18 protein-coding genes are annotated in these 17,735 nt (G+C 59.3%); 10 read left to right on the top strand and 8 right to left on the bottom strand.

Going from position 1 to position 17,735, the window contains the following annotated elements; translation table 11 throughout:
* The first annotated feature begins 2 nt into the window (after nt 1-2).
* The 6 genes from cadC to REA38_RS16230 all read left to right on the top strand — a co-directional run bounded on the left by cadC (nt 3) and on the right by REA38_RS16230 (nt 8,724).
* Nucleotides 3-1,556 (top strand): lysine decarboxylation/transport transcriptional activator CadC, encoded by a 1,554-nt coding sequence (cadC, locus tag REA38_RS16255; RefSeq protein WP_161727195.1) that lies wholly within the window; start codon nt 3-5, stop codon nt 1,554-1,556.
* Nucleotides 1,557-1,924: 368 nt separating this feature from the next.
* Nucleotides 1,925-3,268 (top strand): cadaverine/lysine antiporter, encoded by a 1,344-nt coding sequence (gene cadB / locus REA38_RS16250; RefSeq protein WP_041036471.1) that lies wholly within the window; start codon nt 1,925-1,927, stop codon nt 3,266-3,268.
* 95 nt (nt 3,269-3,363) lie between these two features.
* Nucleotides 3,364-5,502: a lysine decarboxylase CadA gene (cadA, locus tag REA38_RS16245; protein WP_043139919.1), complete on the top strand. Its 2,139-nt coding sequence runs from the start codon at nt 3,364-3,366 to the stop codon at nt 5,500-5,502.
* Between the two features lie 68 nt (nt 5,503-5,570).
* The gene (gene dtpD, locus REA38_RS16240; RefSeq protein ID WP_308886242.1) at nt 5,571-7,022 is read left to right on the top strand and encodes a dipeptide permease DtpD; all 1,452 of its coding nucleotides are present in this window, start codon (nt 5,571-5,573) and stop codon (nt 7,020-7,022) included.
* Between the two features lie 56 nt (nt 7,023-7,078).
* Nucleotides 7,079-8,410, top strand: coding sequence for a tRNA lysidine(34) synthetase TilS (tilS, locus tag REA38_RS16235; RefSeq protein WP_308886241.1), 1,332 nt, complete (start codon nt 7,079-7,081; stop codon nt 8,408-8,410).
* Nucleotides 8,410-8,724 carry a c-type cytochrome gene (locus tag REA38_RS16230; RefSeq protein ID WP_308886240.1) on the top strand — a complete coding sequence of 105 codons (315 nt, stop codon included), beginning with the start codon at nt 8,410-8,412 and terminating at the stop codon, nt 8,722-8,724. Before tilS ends, REA38_RS16230 begins: the two co-directional genes overlap by 1 nt.
* A 50-nt stretch (nt 8,725-8,774) precedes the next feature.
* Here REA38_RS16230 and rof read toward each other — a convergent pair whose 3' ends face one another.
* Nucleotides 8,775-9,038, bottom strand: a complete 264-nt coding sequence (rof, locus tag REA38_RS16225; protein WP_004931991.1) for a Rho-binding antiterminator — start codon at nt 9,036-9,038, stop codon at nt 8,775-8,777.
* The gene (locus REA38_RS16220) at nt 9,025-9,225 is read right to left on the bottom strand and encodes a YaeP family protein (protein ID WP_004931993.1); all 201 of its coding nucleotides are present in this window, start codon (nt 9,223-9,225) and stop codon (nt 9,025-9,027) included. Before REA38_RS16220 ends, rof begins: the two co-directional genes overlap by 14 nt.
* A gap of 213 nt (nt 9,226-9,438) precedes the next feature.
* Here REA38_RS16220 and REA38_RS16215 point away from each other — a divergent pair, with 213 nt between their 5' ends.
* Genes REA38_RS16215 through nlpE form a run of 3 tightly spaced genes read left to right on the top strand, consistent with a single transcriptional unit; the run spans nt 9,439 to nt 11,117 of the window.
* The gene (locus REA38_RS16215) at nt 9,439-9,987 is read left to right on the top strand and encodes a YaeQ family protein (RefSeq protein WP_033655311.1); all 549 of its coding nucleotides are present in this window, start codon (nt 9,439-9,441) and stop codon (nt 9,985-9,987) included.
* 3 nt (nt 9,988-9,990) lie between these two features.
* A complete protein-coding gene (gene arfB / locus REA38_RS16210; protein ID WP_308886239.1) occupies nt 9,991-10,404 on the top strand; it encodes an alternative ribosome rescue aminoacyl-tRNA hydrolase ArfB in 414 nt (137 codons plus the stop codon).
* Nucleotides 10,405-10,433: 29 nt separating this feature from the next.
* Complete coding sequence (gene nlpE / locus REA38_RS16205; RefSeq protein ID WP_033655310.1) at nt 10,434-11,117, top strand: envelope stress response activation lipoprotein NlpE; 684 nt, start codon at nt 10,434-10,436, stop codon at nt 11,115-11,117.
* Between the two features lie 60 nt (nt 11,118-11,177).
* Here the strand turns inward: nlpE and proS are convergent, their stop codons facing one another.
* The 6 genes from proS to metN form a co-directional block, all read right to left on the bottom strand.
* Nucleotides 11,178-12,896: a proline--tRNA ligase gene (gene proS, locus REA38_RS16200; protein ID WP_033655309.1), complete on the bottom strand. Its 1,719-nt coding sequence runs from the start codon at nt 12,894-12,896 to the stop codon at nt 11,178-11,180.
* A 120-nt stretch (nt 12,897-13,016) separates the two neighbouring features.
* The gene (gene tsaA / locus REA38_RS16195) at nt 13,017-13,724 is read right to left on the bottom strand and encodes a tRNA (N6-threonylcarbamoyladenosine(37)-N6)-methyltransferase TrmO (protein WP_039569840.1); all 708 of its coding nucleotides are present in this window, start codon (nt 13,722-13,724) and stop codon (nt 13,017-13,019) included.
* The gene (gene rcsF, locus REA38_RS16190; RefSeq protein ID WP_025304011.1) at nt 13,721-14,125 is read right to left on the bottom strand and encodes an Rcs stress response system protein RcsF; all 405 of its coding nucleotides are present in this window, start codon (nt 14,123-14,125) and stop codon (nt 13,721-13,723) included. The genes tsaA and rcsF overlap by 4 nt, the downstream gene beginning before the upstream one ends.
* A 114-nt stretch (nt 14,126-14,239) precedes the next feature.
* On the bottom strand, nt 14,240-15,055 hold the full coding sequence (locus tag REA38_RS16185; RefSeq protein ID WP_033635716.1) for a MetQ/NlpA family lipoprotein: 816 nt from the start codon (nt 15,053-15,055) through the stop codon (nt 14,240-14,242).
* A 39-nt stretch (nt 15,056-15,094) separates the two neighbouring features.
* Nucleotides 15,095-15,748, bottom strand: coding sequence for a methionine ABC transporter permease MetI (locus tag REA38_RS16180; RefSeq protein WP_308886237.1), 654 nt, complete (start codon nt 15,746-15,748; stop codon nt 15,095-15,097).
* Complete coding sequence (gene metN, locus REA38_RS16175) at nt 15,741-16,772, bottom strand: methionine ABC transporter ATP-binding protein MetN (RefSeq protein ID WP_004932012.1); 1,032 nt, start codon at nt 16,770-16,772, stop codon at nt 15,741-15,743. Before metN ends, REA38_RS16180 begins: the two co-directional genes overlap by 8 nt.
* A gap of 188 nt (nt 16,773-16,960) precedes the next feature.
* On the opposite strand from metN, the gene gmhB reads away from it, so the two are divergent.
* Nucleotides 16,961-17,524 (top strand): D-glycero-beta-D-manno-heptose 1,7-bisphosphate 7-phosphatase, encoded by a 564-nt coding sequence (gmhB, locus tag REA38_RS16170; protein ID WP_033635715.1) that lies wholly within the window; start codon nt 16,961-16,963, stop codon nt 17,522-17,524.
* The last annotated feature ends 211 nt before the right edge of the window (nt 17,525-17,735 follow it).

Here is a 17,735-nt window from a genome sequence, read left to right as displayed (position 1 = left end):
CCATGCAAGAGCCTGCTTTTCGCGTCGGGGAGTGGCTGGTTACCCCTGCCGACAACACCATCAGCCGCGACGGACGCCTAAAAACGCTGGAACCGCGCCTGATCGACATGCTGTGCTATTTCGCCCGCCATCCGGACGTGGTGCTGAGCCGCGACGAGCTGATCGACAACGTCTGGAAGCGCAATATCGTCACCAACCACGTGGTGACCCAATGTATTTCGGAGCTGCGCAAATACCTGAAAGACGGCGACAGCGACAGCCCGGAATACATTATCACCGTGCCCAAGCGCGGATATAAGCTGGCGACGTCGGTGATCTGGTGTGAAGAGGGGGAGGCGCAACCCGCTCCCGCACCGGCGCCGCAGATTGCGGTGATCATGCATGAACCGGAAGACGGCAGCGAGGAAGACGAAACGCCGTATGTGCCGCCGCGCCGGGCAAGCGCGCCGGTTGCCGCGCCCGGCGAAAAGAAGCCGCGCTTTTATCGCCGCTCAACCTTCTGGGTGTGGCTGGCGTTTCTGGCGGCGCTCAGCGTCTGCGTGGCGTTTGTCGGCATCGCCACGCTGTCGCAGCGCGTGCCGGTATCGACCATGCCGGTGCTGCTCAACCCGCGCGATATCGATATTCGCATCCAGGGCGGCGAGAGCTGCAGCAACTGGATGCCGCAGCTCTCCTATGTGGTGGGCGTCAGCGAGCTGATCACCGATTCGCTGAACACCTACTCGACCTTCCTGGTGCACGACCAGACCAACTACAACTATTCCGGCCCCAGCAACTCGGGCAAGTCGCTGTATATCGAGTTCGTCAATCAGCGCCACTACCGCGCCCAGCAGTGTTTCCTGTCCGTGCGGTTGGTGGATAACGCCGACAGCTCAGTCATGCTGGACAAGCGTTACTTCATTACCGCCGATAACCAGCTGAAGATCCAGACCGACTTCCTCTCCAGCCTGTCCGCAGCGCTGAAGCAGCCCTGGCCGCCACAGCTGGAGCAGCGTCTGGCGCAGCTGCTGCCCGACAACGGGCCGCTGCTGCAGCGTTTCTACCAGGCGCATCAGTTGCTGATCCACGGCGACGCCGATTCGTTGACCCGCGCCAGCGCCCAGCTGAGCGAGTTGATTAAAAGCGCGCCGAACTTCCACTACCTGCTGGCGGAAAAAGCGCTGGTGGACCTGCTGCGCAATTCTTATCAACCGTTCGACAGCCAGGCCTTGGCGCAACTGCGCGCCGATATCAGCCATCTGGCGACCATCCCGGAATTGAAAAACACGCCAATCATGCAGCAAGTTCTGGCGGTAGATGCATTGACGCAGGGGCGCATTGACGAGGCGCACCGGGCGATCGATCTGGGGATTGAATTGCAAATGTCGTGGCTGAATTATGTGCTGCTGGGGAAAGTGTATGAAATGCAGGGGCAGAACCATTTGGCGGCGGATTCTTATATTACCGCATTCAATCTTCGCCCCGGCGAAGACACATTGCATTGGATCACCAATGGCGTATTCCAGACGTCATTGACCAACGTGGTGCCTTATTTAAATAACTATCAGCGCCAATAATTAACCGCTATCACGCTGCCATTATTCTCCGGGATCATGGCGGCGTTATTTATTGGTAAAGCCATGTTGCATGAATGTATTATTTTTCTGCGCAATATTGCTCTTTTTTTGCCGTTTGTTATGCGTGATTAACCTCGCTATTTTGCTGTTTTTAAATGATGTTTATCTTTTCTTTAGCTTACCTTTTTATCTTGATGTGTTAATGAAAAACCTCAGGTTATCATTTGTATGATCATGAGCGTAATCTCACTTTATCTTTAGGACTTTATTCCCCCCGATGGTTAGCATCCTGACTATCAAGCCGGCTCATTAAAATCTTTCATTTATGGGTGTGGCTTATAAGAAACGTAAATCAGGAGAAACTGACCATGGCTTCACCCAAGAAAATAGGGCTTATTGCCTGCACCGGCGTCGTCGCCGGTAATATGATGGGGAGCGGGATTGCCTTATTGCCCGCCAACCTGGCGAGTCTCGGATCTATCGCCATTTGGGGATGGGTGATCTCGATTATCGGGGCGATGTCGCTGGCCTATGTGTATGCCCGCCTCGCCACCAAAAACCCGCAGCAGGGCGGCCCTATCGCTTATGCGGGTGAAATTTCCCCGGCCTTCGGTTTCCAGACCGGCGTGCTTTATTACCATGCCAACTGGATCGGTAACCTGGCCATCGGCATTACCGCCGTTTCTTATCTCTCCACCTTCTTCCCGGCGCTGAATAATCCGGTACCTGCCGGCATCGCCTGTATCGCCATCGTATGGATCTTCACCTTCGTGAACATGCTGGGCGGAACCTGGGTCAGCCGTTTGACCACCCTGGGCCTGGTGCTGGTGCTGATCCCGGTGATCGTGACTGCCACCCTCGGCTGGCACTGGTTTGACGTCGCCACCTACCAGGCTAACTGGAATACCTCCGGTACCACCGACAGCCATGCGGTGATTAAAAGTATCCTGCTGTGCCTGTGGGCATTTATCGGTGTGGAATCCGCAGCGGTCAGCACCGGCATGGTGAAAAACCCGAAACGCACCGTGCCGCTGGCGACCATGCTCGGCACCGGCCTGGCGGGCATTATCTACATCGCCGCCACTCAGGTGATCAGCGGTATGTTCCCGGCGTCTGAAATGGCCGCCAGCGGCGCGCCGTTCGCCATCAGCGCCTCGGCGATTATGGGCAACTGGGCAGCACCGATGGTTTCCGCCTTCACTGCCTTCGCCTGCCTGACGTCGCTCGGTTCGTGGATGATGCTGGTCGGCCAGGCCGGGGTACGCGCCGCCAACGACGGTAACTTCCCGAAAGTGTACGGCGAGCTGGATAAAAACGGCATTCCGAAGAAAGGCCTGCTGCTGGCCGGCTGCAAAATGACCGCGCTGATGGTGCTGATCACCCTGATGAGCTCCGCCGGCGGCAAAGCGTCCGACCTGTTCGGCGAGCTGACCGGCATCGCGGTGCTGCTGACCATGCTGCCTTACTTCTACTCCTGCGTAGACCTGATCCGCTTCGAAGGGGTCAACGTGCGCAACCTGCTGAGCCTGATCGCTTCGGTGTGCGGCTGCGGCTTCTGCTTCATCGCGCTGATGGGCGCCAACTCATTCGAACTGTCCGGCACCTTTATCATCAGCCTGATTATCCTGATGTTCTACGCCCGGAAAATGAATACCCGCCAGGCTGCCAACGCCGCGGCGGTCGATGAAAACACCACGGCCAAAGCGCACTGATTCGCGTCCGCTGACCGACTGAATTTACCCAGCCCCTTTCTTTCCGACCTGTCAGCCGCGACGGGAAGGGGCTTGCTTTGCCAGGAGAAATGCATATGAACGTTATCGCCATCATGAATCACATGGGTGTCTACTTCAAAGAAGAGCCTATCCGTGAACTGCATCAGGCGCTGGAAAGTCTGGATTTCCGCATCGTTTACCCTAACGATCGCGAAGACCTGCTGAAACTGATCGAGAACAACGCCCGCTTGTGCGGGGTGATCTTCGACTGGGACAAATACAACCTGGAGCTGTGCGAAGAGATCAGCCAGCTGAACGAGTACATGCCGCTGTACGCGTTCGCCAACACCTATTCGACGCTGGACGTCAGCCTGAACGATCTGCGCATGCAGGTGCGCTTCTTCGAATATGCGCTCGGCGCGGCAACCGACATCGCCGCCAAGATCAAACAGAATACCGACGAGTATATCGACACCATCCTGCCACCGTTGACCAAGGCGCTGTTCAAATACGTGCGCGAAGGCAAATACACCTTCTGTACGCCGGGCCACATGGGCGGCACCGCATTCCAGAAAAGCCCGGTGGGCAGCCTGTTCTACGATTTCTTCGGCCCGAACACCATGAAGTCGGATATCTCGATTTCGGTGTCCGAACTGGGATCGCTGCTGGATCACTCCGGCCCGCACAAAGAGGCGGAAGAGTACATTTCCCGCGTGTTCAACGCCGAACGCAGCTACATGGTCACCAACGGCACCTCCACCGCCAACAAGATCGTCGGCATGTATTCGGCGCCGGCGGGCAGCACGGTACTGATTGACCGTAACTGCCACAAGTCGCTGACTCACCTGATGATGATGAGCGACATCACGCCGATCTACTTCCGCCCGACCCGCAACGCCTACGGCATCCTCGGCGGCATTCCGCAGAGCGAGTTCCAGCGCGCCACCATCGCCAAACGTGTGAAGGAGACCCCGAACGCCACCTGGCCGGTGCATGCGGTGATCACCAACTCCACCTATGACGGCCTGCTGTACAACACCGACTTTATCAAGAACACCCTGGACGTGAAGTCTATCCACTTCGATTCCGCCTGGGTGCCTTACACCAACTTCCACCCGATCTATAAAGGCAAGTGCGGCATGAGCGGCGGCCGCGTGGAGGGCAAGGTGATCTATGAAACCCAGTCCACCCACAAGCTGCTGGCGGCCTTCTCGCAGGCTTCGATGATTCATGTGAAGGGCGACATCAACGAAGAAACCTTCAACGAAGCCTACATGATGCACACCACCACCTCGCCGCACTACGGCATCGTGGCGTCGACCGAAACCGCCGCGGCGATGATGAAAGGCAACGCCGGCAAGCGCCTGATCAACGGCTCCATCGAACGCGCGATCAAGTTCCGCAAAGAGATCAAACGCCTGAAAGTCGAGTCCGACGGCTGGTTCTTCGACGTCTGGCAGCCGGAGCATATCGATGAGCCGGAATGCTGGCCGCTGCGCTCCGACAGCGCCTGGCACGGTTTCAAGAACATCGACAATGAACACATGTACCTCGATCCGATCAAGGTCACCATTCTGACGCCGGGGATGAGCAAGGAAGGCGAGATGCAGCCGTTCGGCATCCCGGCCAGCATCGTGGCGAAATACCTCGACGAACGCGGCATCATCGTCGAGAAAACTGGGCCGTACAACCTGCTGTTCCTGTTCAGCATCGGCATCGACAAAACCAAGGCGCTCAGCCTGCTGCGCGCGATGACCGACTTCAAACGCTCGTTCGATCTGAACCTGCGGGTGAAAAACATGCTGCCTTCGCTGTATCACGAAGCGCCTGATTTCTATGAAAACATGCGCATTCAGGATCTGGCGCAGAACATTCACCGCCTGGTGGAGCAGCACAACCTGCCGGACCTGATGTATCGCGCGTTCGAAGTGCTGCCAACCATGGTGATGAACCCGTACCAGGCGTTCCAGAAAGAGCTGCACGGCGAAGTGGAAGAGGTTTATCTGGAAGAGATGGTCGGCAAGGTCAACGCCAATATGATCCTCCCATACCCACCGGGCGTGCCGCTGGTGATGCCGGGCGAAATGCTGACCGAGGAGAGCCGGCCGGTGCTGGAGTTCCTGCAGATGCTGTGCGAAATCGGCGCGCATTATCCGGGCTTTGAAACCGACATTCACGGCGCCTATCGTCAGGCGGACGGACGTTATCGGGTGAAAGTGCTGAAGGCGAAATAACCGCAGCCAATAACAGGGGAGGCGCTCGCGCTTCCCCTTTGCCGTTCACCGACTGATGGGAGACCTCCATGAAAACACCCTCACAGCCGCGCGCAATCTACTATGTCGTAGCCATACAAATTTGGGAATATTTCAGCTTTTACGGCATGCGTGCGTTACTGATTCTCTATCTGACCCACCAACTCGGCTATACCGACAGCCACGCCATCGATCTCTACAGCGCTTACGCTTCGTTAGTTTACGTCACTCCTATTTTGGGCGGCTGGCTCGCCGACCGCCTGCTGGGCAATCGCGTCGCAGTGATCGCCGGCGCGGCGCTGATGACGCTGGGGCATATCGTGCTCGGCCTGAGCGCGGTCTCCGCCCAGTCGCTCTATCTGGCGCTGGCCATCATCATCTGCGGCTACGGCCTGTTCAAATCCAATATCAGCTGCCTGCTGGGCGAACTGTATCCGGCGCACGACTCGCGCCGCGAAGGGGGCTTCTCGCTGCTGTACGCCGCCGGCAACGTCGGATCTATTTTGGCGCCGATCGCCTGCGGGTTGGCGGCCGAGCGCTATGGCTGGCACGTCGGCTTTGCGTTGGCCGGGATCGGCATGTTCGCCGGCCTGGCGATCTTCCTGCTCGGCGGGCGCCACTTCCACCATACCCGCGGCGTGAATGCACCGCTGATGCGCGCCAAAAGCCTGGGTTTGCCGCACTGGGGTTGGCTGTTGGCGGCGCTGCTGGCATCGCCGCTGTTCTTCACGCTGCTGTTTGTGCACGACTGGGCCGGCTATTTGCTCGGGCTGGTGTGCGTGGCGGCGGTGGTGCTGGTGGCACGCATTATGCTGCGTGCGGACGCCGGCCAGCGCCGGGGACTGTGGCAGATCGTTGTGCTGATGCTGCTGGGCACGCTGTTCTGGGCTTTCGCCCAGCAGGGCGGCAGCTCCATCAGCCTGTTTATCGATCACTTCGTCGATCGGCGCTGGTTCGGCTGGACGGTGCCGACCGCGCTGTTCCAGTCGGTTAATGCCTGCGCGGTGATGCTGGGCGGCGTGGCGCTGGCATGGCTGGCGAACGGCGACGGTACGGGCGATCGCACGCTGCGCATTTGGTGCAAGTTCGCCTTCGGTCTGCTGTTGATCGGCGTCGGCTTTACGCTGATGGCACTCAATACGCGGCTGCACGGGCCGGGCTCGATGGGGCTGATGATCGCCGGCCTGGCGGTGATGGGCTTCGCCGAACTGTTTATCGATCCGGTGGCGATGGCGCAGATCACCCGGCTGAATATCCCCGGCGCCACCGGCGTGCTGACCGGCATCTATATGCTGGCGACCGGCTCGATCGCCAACTATCTGGCGGGCATTATCGCCAATCAGACCGCCGAGGATCACATCGAGGGGGCGGCGATGCAGGCGTATGGCCGCATTTTCGCCCAGATTGGCTGGGGAGCGGCCGGATGCGCGCTGGCGGTGATCGCGGTGCTGGGTGGTTGGTGGTTGCTGACGCGGCGCCAGGCACGGACGGTTAATGCTTGATTGATGACGGTAGGCGGGGTTAACGTGCAGCTATGTAGAAGTGACAAAGCCGACCGATGAATACTGATCAATTAACGACGCGGGTGGCAGACCAGTTGGGCGCGCAGCAGCGGCTGCTGGTGGCGTTCAGCGGCGGCCTGGATTCCAGCGTACTGCTGCATGTGCTGGCGGCGTTGCGCCGCCGGCGTCCGGGAATGCAACTGCGCGCGCTGCATGTGCATCACGGCCTGAGCGCCTTCGCCGACCGCTGGGTTGAGCATTGCCGCAGCCGCTGCGCCGACTGGCAGATCCCGCTGACGGTGACGCACGTGCAGGTGGACGCCCGCCAGGGCGGCATCGAAGCGGCGGCGCGCGCGGCGCGCTATGCCGCCTTCAGCGCCGCGCTAACGGAGGGCGAAGCGCTGCTCACCGCCCAACACCTCGACGATCAAAGCGAAACCTTCCTGCTGGCGCTCAAGCGCGGCAGCGGGCCGGCGGGGCTGTCGGCGATGGCGGCGCGCGCGGCGTTGGGCGAGCACCTGCTGTTGCGGCCGCTGTTGGGTTGCTCACGCCAGACGTTGGAAAACTACGCGCAACGCCACGCCCTAACCTGGATAGATGACGACAGCAATCAGGATACGCGCTTCGATCGCAATTTCCTGCGCTTGCAGGTGTTGCCGCAGCTCAACCAGCGCTGGCCGCACTTCGCCTCGGCGGTGGCGCGCAGCGCCGGCCTGTGCGCCGAGCAGGAGCAGCTGCTGGACGAACTGCTGGCGGAACCGCTGCAAAGCCTGTTGGCGGCGGATCGCTCATTGGCGATCGACGGCCTGACGGACTGTTCGCCGGTGCGGCGCTTCGCCTTGCTGCGGCGCTGGATCGCGTTGTTTAACGTCACCATGCCGGCGCGTGAGCAGCTTCAGCGCCTGTGGGTGGAGGTGGCGCTCAGCCGGGAGGATGCCGAACCGCAGCTGCAGCTCGGCGCCTATCAGATTCGCCGTTTCCGCGGCCGGTTGCACCTGTTGCCGCCGCTGGCGGCGCTGCGCGATGTGCATCTGCCCTGGCAGCCTGACGAGCCGCTGGCGCTGCCGGATGGGCTGGGGCGGCTTGTCGCGGGTGAGGGCGAGCTGGCGCTGCGCGCGCCGCAGCCGTCGCAGCGGATCAGCATTCGTTTCGGCGGCGTGCAGGGCGCGGTGCGCATCGTGGGGCGCGCCCATTCGCGGCCGATAAAAAAATTGTGGCAGGAGCTGGGGATCCCGCCCTGGCAGCGTGAACGCATCCCGTTGATTTATTATGATGAGCAGCTGATCGCCGCGCTGGGCGTATTCGTCTGTGAGGCGGGGCAGGTGCCGGAAGGCGAACGTCCGTGGCGGCTGCGCTGGGAAAAAAATCATAATCGCGAGGAGCAATAATGAAGTTTGTGGGGATCACGCTGTTGGCCGCCGGCCTGTTCAGCCTGCCGGCGTTGGCGGCGGGGGATGCTGCGGCCGGCCAGGCGAAAGCCGCCGCCTGTGCTGCGTGCCACGGCGCGCAGGGCAAGGTGACGGTGCCGATGTACCCGAATCTGGCCGGGCAGAACGCCATGTACCTGCAGCACGCGCTGCAGGCGTACAAGAAAGGGGGGCGCAACGGCGGCCAGGCCGAGGTGATGAAGGCCTACGTGTCGGGGCTGTCGGATGACGATATCGCCGATCTGGCGGCCTTTTACGCCAGCCTGAAGCCGTAAATGACGAGGGCAGCCGTTGGGCTGCCCTGTTGGGATGGGGTTACCGCTGCTCAGTCCGACAGACTGACGACCACGGTACCGATTTCCGGATGACTGAAACTGCTGATATGGTCCAGACGCAGGTCGCGCTGTTGGCCATTCTGTTCGATGGTCAGATACTCAACGCGTTTCTTTTGCAGCAGGTCGATCGCCTTGGCCTCGATCACTTCTCCGTCGCGTAACTCCAGCTTCAGAATAAGTTTATGCTGACAGGCGAGTTCCAGGTTGTCGTAGTCATCGCAATTGATGGGTTGGTACTCATCATTCATCAACATAGTCGCTCACCAATAAGTTAGCGGCGGCAAAGGCCGCCTGTTCCCTAACGGAGGACGGTAGCGCATCGTTCGCTGCGACATCGTCCAATGCCTTTAACGCACAAGCCAGCGCATCGGGCACGTAGCCAAGATCTCCACTGCCAATCTCGGCGTAAGTACGGCGTACTAACTCACAGTATTGTTGCACAGTTTCCTCCCTTAAGAACCTCTGCATCATCAAGACTACTATCGCGATGAGGCGCAGGCTCTTGGAGTTTTATCCTATCCCAGACGACTATAGCACAGCTGTTATGGAGTTATCAGCACCCCGGCACGCCTTTCGCACTGCCGCGGCCGGGCCGCGCTGGCGGCGTTCGGCCCTGATCAAGTACACTGTCGCCGGATAATAACGAGGTCACCCATGGCGCTGAAAGCAACCATTTATAAAGCCGCGGTCAATATCGCTGATATGGATCGTCACTTCTACCACGACGCCGCATTGACGCTGGCGCAACACCCGTCCGAAAACGAGCAGCGCATGATGCTGCGCCTGTTGGCCTGGATCTGCCATGCCGACGAGCGACTGGTGTTCACCAAAGGGCTGAGCGCCGACGACGAGCCGGAGATCTGGCAGCGCAACGACCACAATGGGCTGGAAATGTGGATCGAGATGGGGTTGCCCGACGAAAAACGCATCCGCAAGGCCTGCAACCAGTCGCCGCGCGTGGTGTTGTACGCCTACGGCGAGCGCGCCGCGCACGTGTGGTGGCAGGGAATGCAGGGCAAGGTGGCCGGCTACAAGAACCTGAGCGTGCGTTTCCTCGACGACGAGCAGTTGGCGCGCCTGACGGCATTGGCCAGCCGCACCATGACGCTGCAGGCGACGTTGCAGGAGGGAACTATTTGGCTGTCCGATGCTCAGAATAGTCTGGAAATCCAGTTCGCCGAGTGGCAGCAGGCACAGGTGTAACCGGTGCTGGAACTGTCAAGAAACGTCGCCATACCGGATAATGAGCTGGAATTGACGGCGATCCGCGCGCAGGGCGCGGGCGGCCAGCACGTGAACAAAACCTCAACGGCGATCCATTTGCGCTTTGACATCCGGGCATCCAGCCTGCCAGAGTATTATAAGGAAAGGCTGCTGGCGCTGAATCATCATCTCATTACCGCCGATGGCGTGGTGATTATCAAGGCGCAAGAGTATCGCAGTCAAGAATTGAATCGCGAAGCGGCGTTGGCCAGGCTGGCCGCGCTGATTCGGCAGGCGATGGTGGTGGAAAAAACGCGCAAGGCGACCAAGCCCACAAAAGGGGCCAAACTGCGTCGCCTGGAAGGCAAGGCGCGTAAAGGCGCCACCAAGGCGCTGCGTGGCAAGGTTCACACTTAGGAATACATGAACACAGTAGGAGAATAACTGTGAAAAAAATTACGGTAGCCCTGTTCCTCGCGGCAGGCGCACTCTCGTTGTTGGGATGCAACAATCATTATCAGCCGAAGGAACAACCGCTGCAGCCAATGCCGCAGAGCTATCAAGGGGTGTTGCCTTGCGCCGATTGCGGCGGTCTGGAGACGGCGCTGTTCCTGGATGAGGACGGCACCTTCGTGCTGCAGGAAACCTATCGCGGCACCAAAGACGGCGATCAGACCTTTGCCGACTACGGCAAATGGGCGCGCACCGCGGATAAGCTGGTGCTGACCGACAGCAACGGCGAAAAACGCTATTTCCGCCCGGTGGGCAAGAGCCTGGAAATGCTGGATCGCAGCGGCGTGCCGATCGAGTCCAAGCTGAATTACCGCCTGGATCCGGTTGAGAAGCCGTTGCCTAAAACGCCGATGACGCTGAAAGGCAGCTACACCTATATGGCGGACGCGGCGGTCTTCAAGGACTGCGCTACCGGCAAAACCTTCCCGGTGGACAACAACATCGCGCTGGAGCAAGGTTACGCCAAAGCATACAAGACCGCCGGCGAGCCGGTATTTCTGACGTTCAGCGCGCACTTCAGCGTGCAGCCGTCGATGGAGGAAGGTCTGACCGAGAAGGCGCTGGTGCCGGACGGCAAAATCGTGTTTGACCGCAGCAAGAACTGCAGCAGCAAATAAGCGATTTCGGATATAAAAAAACCCGCGAGAGCGGGTTTTTTACTTTCTGGCATTCGTCGCTTAGCGTTTGATCTGACCCAGCAGGAAATCAACGATTTCGCCGGTTTTGATCATTTGCTTCTCGCCGACGCGGCGGTTCTTGTACTCGATCTCTTCGTTGTCGAGATTGCGGTCGCCGATAACGATAGAGTGCGGCACGCCGATCAGCTCCATATCCGCGAACATCACGCCCGGGCGCTCTTTGCGGTCATCGAGGATCACGTCGATGCCGTGGGAGCGCAGGGTGTTGTACAGCTCTTCGGCCAGCGCCTGCACGCGGAACGACTTGTGCATGTTCATCGGCAGGATAGCGACCTGGAACGGCGCGATGGCGTCCGGCCAGATGATGCCGCGTTCGTCGTGGTTCTGCTCAATGGCGGCGGCCACGACGCGCGTAACCCCGATGCCGTAGCAACCCATGGTCAGCACCTGGTTGCGGCCGTCTTCGCCCTGCACGGTCGCTTTCATCGCTTCCGAGTACTTGGTGCCGAGCTGGAAGATATGGCCCACTTCGATGCCGCGTTTGATCAGCAGCGTGCCCTGACCGTCCGGGCTGGCGTCGCCGTCCACCACGTTACGGATATCGGCCACCTGCGGCAGCGGCAGATCGCGCTCCCAGTTGATGCCGAAGTAGTGTTTGCCGTCGACGTTGGCGCCGGCGCCAAAGTCGCTCATCGCCGCCACGCTGCGGTCGGCTACCACCGGCATCGGCAGGTTGACCGGGCCGAGTGAACCCGGGCCGGCGCCGACGATGGCGCGAATTTCTTCTTCAGTGGCGAAGGTCAGCGGCGTGGCAACCTGCGCCAGCTTCTCGGCCTTGACTTCGTTCAGCTCGTGATCGCCGCGCACCAGCAGGGCAACCAGCTTGTGGCCGCTCTCTTCGGTGGCGCGCACCATCAGCGTCTTCACGGTTTTTTCCACCGGCAGTTGGAACTGATCGACCAGCTCAACGATGGTTTTGGCGTTCGGCGTATCCACCAGACGCAATTCTTCGCCGGCCGCCGCGCGTGGAGCCGCCGGCGCGACTGCTTCTGCCAGCTCGATGTTGGCGGCGAAGTCGGAACCGGTGGAGAACACGATATCGTCTTCACCGCTGTCTGCCAGCACCTGGAATTCGTGCGAGGCGCTGCCGCCGATCGAGCCGGTATCGGCCTGCACCGGGCGGAAATCCAGGCCCATGCGGCTGAAGATTTTGCTGTACGCTTCGTACATCGCGTCGTAAGTCTCTTGCAGAGACTCCTGCGAGGTATGGAAGGAGTAGGCATCCTTCATCAGGAACTCACGGGAACGCATTACACCGAAACGCGGGCGCACTTCATCACGGAACTTGGTCTGGATCTGGAAGAAGTTCAGCGGCAGCTGTTTGTACGAGCTGATCTCGTTGCGGATCAGATCGGTGATCACTTCTTCATGCGTCGGGCCCAGCACGAACGGACGATCGCCGCGGTCGACGAAGCGCAGCAGCTCGGGGCCGTATTGCTCCCAACGGCCGCTTTCCTGCCACAGATCGGCAGGCTGAACCACCGGCATGGACACTTCGATCGCGTTAGCATTGTTCATTTCTTCGCGAACGATGTTTTCAACCTTTTTCAGAACGCGCAGGCCGGTCGGCAGCCAGGTGTAAAGACCGGAGGCCAGCTTGCGGATCATCCCGGCGCGCAGCATCAGCTGGTGGCTGATCACTTCGGCGTCGGCAGGTGTCTCCTTCAATGTGGAGAGCAGATATTGGCTAGTACGCATGGTGTTTTGGTTCCGTTAGAACTGCAAATTGCATCGGGCTGCCAGAGTGGCGGCCAAAAGTGACAAAAGTGGTTTAGTTTACCAGCGCGAGCGGGTCGCCAAAAGAGAGGCGGCGGAATTTTAACGCGGGTCGAGCGCCAACACTTCGGTATGACCGTCCACGACGCGCCAGCGCACGTTGAAATCCAGCAGCCAGACGGCGTAATCCCGTTCGACGTCCTCTCCTTTACGATAGGCGGGACGGGGATCTTGCGCCAGCACCTGGCTGATAAAACGCCTTAATTGCGGATAACGCGCCTGATGTTGCTGCAGCTGCTGCTCGGCCTGAGGCGCGAAACGCACCGGCATATCGCCGGCGGGCGCAGCCTGGGCAAAACCGGCGCGGGCCTGCGGTTGGCTCTCGGCGAACGGCAGATACGGCTTGATGTCCACCACCGGGGTGCCGTCGACCAGATCGAGGCTGCCCAGCTCCAGCGCCACTTCGCCGTTTTTCACCCGCACGCCTTTTAGCTCAATGAGGGACATGCCGAGCGGGTTGGGGCGGAAAGTGGAGCGGGTGGCGAATACGCCCATGCGGGCATTGCCGCCTAAACGCGGCGGGCGCACCGTCGGCCGCCAGCCGCCTTCCAGGGTTTGATGGAAAATGAACATCACCCACAGATGGCTGAAATCGCTGAGGCCGCGTACCGCCTCCGCCTGGTTGTAAGGTGGCAGCAGCAGCAGTTCGCCGCCACCGTCTTCGACCAGCCCCGGCTGGCGGGGAACGGCGAATTTTTCTTTATACGGCGAGCGGATCACGCCGATCTGCTCGAAAACGAATTCGGTCATTTGGACGAGACGTTAAGCGCCGAGCCCTGGCAGACGGCCTGCTGGTAACAACCGGCGACACCGCTGACAATCTGGCAGTCGTGCAGCAGCACGGCGTTGGCCTTCATGTAAGACGCGCGGATCTGCATGCGTTTACGTGCGGTAGCCAGATTCGGTGGGGAGTCTTGTACGGTGGTTTGGCACGATTCGCCGGACACTTCACCCAGATCGCGGAATGGCTTGCCCACAAGCTCTTCTGCACTTTTGTACAGTTTTACCGGAGCGGGGCGGGCGGCCGGCGTGGTCTTGGCCGGGGCGGTGGTGGTCGGCTTGCTGGTGCTGTTTGTTGAGGACGGCGCGATACGTTGCGATGAACATCCGGCCAGCGCGAGCGCTAACAAACAGAGAGGTAAAACACGCATTGAGATTCCTCTGCCTTAATGAAAGTGGCGCTATTGAAGCAATCTATGGCGGAAATAACAAGACGGGCCTTGGCCCGTCTTGCAATTATAGGAATAAAATTGGCGAATAAGCGCTTACCAGCCTTTCACCGCACCGCCGTTGAAGATTTTGTTGGCGGCGGCGTCCACTTCGTCAGACTGATAGGCCTGCACGAATTTCTTCACGTTTTCCGCATCTTTGTTATCTTCGCGCGCAACCAGCAGGTTGACGTAAGGCGAGTCTTTATCTTCCACGAACAGGCCGTCTTTCGCCGGCGTCAGACCGATCTGGCTGGCGTAGGTGGTGTTGATCACCGCCAGCGCGATCTGCTGATCGTCCAGAGAACGCGGCAGCTGAGGCGCTTCCAGCTCAACCAGCTTCAGGTTTTTCGGGTTTTCGGTCACGTCCAGCACGGTCGGCAGCAGGCCAACGCCGTCTTTCAGTTTGATCAGGCCGACTTTCTGCAGCAGCAGCAGCGAACGGCCCAGGTTGGTCGGATCGTTAGGCAGTGCGATCTGAGAACCCTCTTTCAGCTCGTCCAGCGATTTGATTTTCTTGGAGTAACCGGCGATCGGGTAAACAAAGGTGTTGCCGACCGGCACCAGCTTGTAGCCGCGATCTTTGATCTGTTGATCCAGATATGGCTTGTGCTGGAAGGCGTTCAGGTCGATATCGCCTTTGCTCAACGCTTCGTTAGGCAGCACGTAGTCGTTGAAAGTGACCAGCTCAACGTCCAGACCGTATTTCTCTTTCGCCACTTTCTGAGCCACTTCGGCCACTTGCTGCTCAGCGCCGACGATCACGCCGACCTTGATGTGGTTCGGATTCTTTTCATCCTGGCCGCAGCCCGCCAGAGCCAGAGAGCCGATCAGTGCGCCAATTGCCGCGATGGATTTAAATTTTAACGACATATCCCTTCCTCATTAGACTCGCATTAACATGCTGTGAAACTATTTATGGGTAACGGCTTTGACGATGCGATCGCCGCAGAATTGGATCAGATAAACCAAAACTACCAGTAATACTAATACGGTATTCATCACTGTGGCGTTATAACCGATATAACCGTATTGGTAACCGATTTGGCCCAGACCGCCGGCGCCGACTGCGCCGCCCATGGCGGAGTAGCCCACCAGGGTGATCAGCGTGATGGTCGCGGCGTTGACCAGGCCCGGCAGGGCTTCCGGCAGCAACACTTTCTTGATGATCTGCATCGGCGTGGCGCCCATGGCGCGCGCCGCTTCCACCAGACCGGACGGGATCTCCAGCAGGGCGTTTTCCACCATGCGCGCGATGAACGGCGCGGCGCCCACGGTCAACGGCACGATGGCCGCCTGCAGACCGATAGAGGTGCCGACGATCATGCGGGTAAATGGAATCATCCAAACCAGCAGGATAATGAACGGGATAGAACGGAAGATGTTCACCAGCCCGGACAGGATTTTATACAGCGAGTTGTTGGCGATGATCTGCCCCGGGCGGGTGACATACAACAGCACGCCTACCGGCAGGCCGAGCACGAAACCGCAGAAGCCGGAGACAAAGGTCATCATGACGGTTTCCCACACGCCACGCGCCATCAACCACATCATTGCCTCAGACATAACCCAGAACCTCTACTTTTACCTGATTTTCCTGCAGGAACTTAATCGTCGCCAGCGCGTCTTCGTCGCTGCCGTGCAGCTCCGCCAGCATCACGCCGAATTTCACGCCGCCGGCATAATCCATCTGGGCGCTGATAATGTTGTTGTTCACGTTGAAGCGGCGAGCGGCTTCAGACAGCAGCGGCGCATCGACCGACTGGCCGGTGAACTCCAGGCGCAGCAGCGGTTGGCGGTCGCCCTGACGCTCCGGCGACAGGCGCGCGGCGTAGTCGTCCGGGATATCCAGATGGAGCGTGGACTGAATGAACTGCTGGGCCAGCGGGGTTTTCGGGTGCGAGAACACTTCGCTGACGCTGTCTTTTTCGATCAGTTGCCCCTGGCTGATGACCGCGACCTGGTCGCAGATGCGTTTCACCACGTCCATTTCATGGGTGATCAGCAGAATGGTCAGGCCCAGCCGGCGGTTGATGTCTTTCAGCAGTTCCAGGATGGAACGGGTGGTGGCCGGATCCAACGCGCTGGTGGCTTCATCGCACAGCAGCACTTTAGGATTGCTGGCCAGCGCGCGGGCGATCGCCACGCGCTGTTTCTGGCCGCCGGACAGATTGGCCGGGTAGGCGTCGTGCTTGTCCGCCAGGCCGACCAGCTCCAGCAGTTCGGTCACGCGCTTTTTGATCTCGGCGCGCGGCGTATTGTCCAGCTCCAGCGGCAGCGCCACGTTGCCGAACACCGTGCGGGAAGAGAGCAGGTTGAAGTGCTGGAAGATCATGCCGATTTGGCGACGGGCGCGCGTCAGTTCACTTTCCGACAGCGAGGTCAGATCCTGACCATCGACCAGCACTTGGCCGGACGTTGGGCGCTCCAGCATGTTGGCGCAGCGAATCAGCGTGCTTTTACCGGCGCCGGAGGAACCGATGACGCCATAGATTTGCCCGGCAGGGACGTGAAGGGTCACGTCAGAGAGCGCGGTAATGGTGCGCGAACCCTGCTGGAACACTTTAGTGATGTTAGAAAGTTTAATCATATTCTTCTTATTTTAGCGTGGTTGCCCGTGGCTAGATAAAAGTAAACCTCGGCGTGGAACCAAGGTATGAATCAGATGTTAAGGCGTCTAGACGTCCAAGTCAACGGCCAACGACGTTCTCCGGCGTTCTCAGCGTGGGGTAAAACATGCGATACTGTCAGCGTATACAGGCCCTCAGGAGCAAAGCGGTGACACAAAGCGTTCCAGCAATTTTTCTCGATCGTGACGGTACGATTAACGTTGACCATGGCTATGTCCATGAAATCGACAACTTCCACTTTATTGACGGCGTGATTGACGCCTGTCGCGAACTCAAAAAGATGGGCTTCGCGCTGGTAATGGTGACCAACCAGTCCGGCATTGCGCGCGGCAAGTTCAGCGAAGACCAATTCATGTACCTGACCGAGTGGATGGACTGGTCGCTGGCCGATCGCGACGTTGACTTCGACGGCATCTATTTCTGCCCGCACCATCCGGAGGCGGTAGTAGAAGAGTATCGTCAGGTGTGTGACTGCCGTAAACCGCAGCCGGGCATGCTGCTGCAAGCGCAGCAGGAATTGAACATCGATATGGCCGCTTCTTATATGGTGGGCGATAAACCGGAAGATATGCAGGCGGCGATCGCGGCCGGCGTCGGCACCAAGGTGCTGGTGCGTACCGGCAAGCCGGTGACGGAGCAGGGCGAAAAGCTGGCCGATTGGGTGCTAAATAGCCTGGCGGACCTGCCTGAAGCCATCAAAAAGCGGGTTTAATAGGCGTTACGAATGAATAGTGAGCGGTCAGATAAAAAATGCATATTATCGCTTGTCATTCTGAACCGGCTCCCTATAATGCGCCTCCATCGACACGGCGCAAGTGATTCACTTCACACAGCGGCCGGGAAGAAAGAGAAAAAATCCTGAAAATTAGGGTTGACTCTGAAAGAGGAAAGCGTAATATACGCCACCTCGAGTTAGCAAGCGA

This window comes from Serratia sp. MF1(2023) (assembly GCF_030954545.1).
GTDB classification, from domain to species: Bacteria; Pseudomonadota; Gammaproteobacteria; order Enterobacterales; family Enterobacteriaceae; genus Serratia; species Serratia sarumanii.
The sequence above is the reverse complement of the archived record's forward strand: the minus strand, read 5'-3'. Positions and strand labels throughout refer to the sequence as shown.